The 2,807-nt window shown below is 49.8% G+C and carries 3 protein-coding genes; all 3 read right to left on the bottom strand.

Annotated features, from left to right (window positions below; translation table 11 throughout):
• Positions 1-684 carry an SMI1/KNR4 family protein gene (locus Q0144_RS02360; RefSeq protein ID WP_298061370.1) on the bottom strand — a complete coding sequence of 228 codons (684 nt, stop codon included), beginning with the start codon at positions 682-684 and terminating at the stop codon, positions 1-3.
• Between the two features lie 538 nt (positions 685-1,222).
• On the bottom strand, positions 1,223-1,909 hold the full coding sequence (locus Q0144_RS02355) for a tyrosine-protein phosphatase (RefSeq protein WP_298061368.1): 687 nt from the start codon (positions 1,907-1,909) through the stop codon (positions 1,223-1,225).
• A gap of 418 nt (positions 1,910-2,327) precedes the next feature.
• Entirely contained in the window at positions 2,328-2,783 is a 456-nt protein-coding gene (locus tag Q0144_RS02350; protein ID WP_298061367.1) for a DIP1984 family protein, read from the bottom strand.
• Positions 2,784-2,807: the final 24 nt, after the last annotated feature.

Here is a 2,807-nt window from a genome sequence, read left to right as displayed (position 1 = left end):
TCACTCCGCGACGCGATTTACCCAGATCAAAAACTCATCGCTCGGGTTCTCGTCGTCTAGATGCGCGGGTGTGACGAGCTCAAGCGCAGTTTGCGGGATCGTCGTTTTAAACGTCTGTGTTACCCACTGCTGAAATTTCATGTTTGGATGCACGATAAAATCGTCATCCTCGCTGTTTGGCGGAGCGCCAAAATCCTCATCCCAGCAGATTTCATCGTATCCGATCGCAAGCAATCGCAAAAAATCAAGCCCGCTATGAGCCAAAACGCAGGTCATCGTCGAGCCCGAACCCGAGCCCATGTGCACGATCTTCGTCTCACCCGCATCGTCCAGCCACAGCGCGCACATCGAGCCCTCCGAGCCGCTGCCCGCGAACACGCAAAGCCGCTGCTTGATCTCCGCGGCAAGCTCGCGATCCTCGCCGTAAAACCAATACCTTAGCTCCTCGTCGCGATTTTTCGGATCATCCGTGAAAAAGACGATGTCCGTGCCGCCCTCGCGCTCATCGTCGCTCCAGCTCTGCCGTAGCCGATCCTGCGGGTAGAGATAGCCGCGTCTGCGCCCACCCGCGTCGTCATAAAAGCCGTTTGCCTCGATCCACGCATAAAGCGCCTGGGTCTCGCTCGGTACGCGCATGCCCTGCGGTAGCGCCTCGCGCAGCTGCGCCAGTAATAAATTTTCCACGATCGCTCCTTTTGCTAAATTTGCCGTTCAAATTTTACTGCGTTTCGGCTAAATTTACGGATATTTTGTCTGATATTTTGCGGCGTTTTACGCGCTCAGTCGCCGCAAGCGCAAATCGGCTCTTTAAATTTAGCCGATTTGCGATACGCACGCGGCGGCGCGAGCGCATATTTGAAAAAAGTATGATAATTTTAAGTAGAAAAATGCGTAAAATTTTACGACCTAAATTTTACTATTTTGATATATCTTTGTTTTTTACAGAAATTTACGGTTTTAAATTTAGCTCGCCGCAAAGAGTAAAATTTTAGCGATACCTATAAATTTAAAATTTCCCGCGCCTTTTGCTTGCATGCCTCAAATTTTTGCTCAAACTCCGCGCGCCTTTGCAGCTCGTTTTTCGCCCCCATTTTGGTGTATCCCGAGCCTCGCTCCAGAAAATATACGTAGCTCGTATTCTAAAATTTCGTTATAAACGGCACTTTGTCATTATTAAATTTACAAATTTCGCCGCCGTCTGATCGGGCGGGCGAAATTTCGTCTAAATTCCAAGCTCGGCTCTTACGAGCGCTTCGTTTTGCGGCGTCAAAAAGCCCGCGATATCCTGCCACATCGAGTGAAAGCCGTATCCGCCGTCTATCATCTCGCTGCGTGCGGCGCCCAGGCTCCAGCCCTGATAGATCACGCGGTACATCGCCACCACAAGCCCCGTGCGATCGGCTCCGTGATAGCAGTGCACGAGCACGGCGCCCTCCTTTTGGCGCTCGCGAATGGTGCGCAAAACGTCCGCGATCTGTGCGGGCTTTATCTCCCAGCTTTGAAGCGGCTTGTTCGCGAGCCAAAATTGATCCCCAAACGCCCTTTTATCGCCGCCTCTACTAAAATGACGCAGATTTACGATGCTTTTGATGCCAAGCTCATGCAGTTTCGCGGCATCGCCTCCGTCAAGCTGAGCGCTGCGAAACAGCAGCTCGTCCACGCGGTAGAAATTTTTCGCTTCGTCGATGAGGGTTGCTTTTTGCGATAAGTTTGGGTTTGTACTGCTCGCTACGGTATCTGTATTTTTAGAATGCGCGTTTTGAAATTTGGCGTCTTTTGCGTCCGCGAGATTTTGTTCCGCGCCGCTCGTTTCTTTAAAATTTATGGAATTCGCTTCTGTCGCGAGCTCTGCATTTACGCTCGTCGCAAAGCAAAATACAGCCGCTAGCGCAAGGGTCTTAAATTTCAAAATTTCATCCTTTAAATTTGGCTAAATTTTATGATTTTTGTAAAATTTGACGCTCGCGGTTAAAATACAAAATAGCAAGCGCGCCTTAATTTAACACAAAATTTGAGCGTCAAGTCCGCCAAAATCGCCGCTAGATTTCGCCGCGAGCCAGCAAGCTGTGCCGTTAAAATCAAAATTTCGTTTTAAATTTCCCCGTTCCCGCCCTCGGTATCGCTAGATCAGCATTAGGTAGTTACATTGCGCAGTCACATTGCCCCTGTAAATTTACTGAAAATAAATCGTAAAAGAGGTGCGCCCGTTTCCGCGAGTGCTATTAATTCCGTTGCAGGGAAGGTTTTCATGCTCGCCTCTTGCGATACTTACCCGAAATTTTATTTTTCGCGAAATTCTTTCAAATTTCGCCGCTAAATTTGACGATTTAGTTGGTCAGATCAGTCTGCCAGTTTGCGCCTTGCAGCGTCGTGTCAAGCTGTCTGATCTGCTTTGCTAGCTCGTCCACCTGCTTTTGCAGCGCCGCGACGTCAACCGTGCTTAGGATTTTAATCTCGCTGCGCGAATAAATATCCACTTTTTGCGCGGAAGCTTGCGCGAAAGCCCGCAGTGCGCCCGCTTTTAGCGTGAGTACGTCGCGTTTGGCGATGAGCTCGGTTAGGCTCTTGCCGTCCGCTTTGGCGGTGCAGTTGGTTAAATTTATCCGAACTATCAGGCGCTCAAGCTCGCTCGTAAGCGCGTCTAGCTCTGCTAGCAGCGCCTTTGGCTCTTCGCTGGGTTTCTCGCCCTCTTGCACCTTCGCGTTGTCCGCAAGCCTTGATTTTAGCTGCTCGATACGTTTTTGTATGTCGGCGCGCAGTATCAGCGCCTCGGCTAGTTTCATTTTCGTCCTTTTTAAAATTTATTT

Source organism: uncultured Campylobacter sp. (assembly GCF_938045345.1).
GTDB lineage: Bacteria > Campylobacterota > Campylobacteria > Campylobacterales > Campylobacteraceae > Campylobacter_B.
This window is presented reverse-complemented; position numbering and strand designations above follow the sequence as displayed.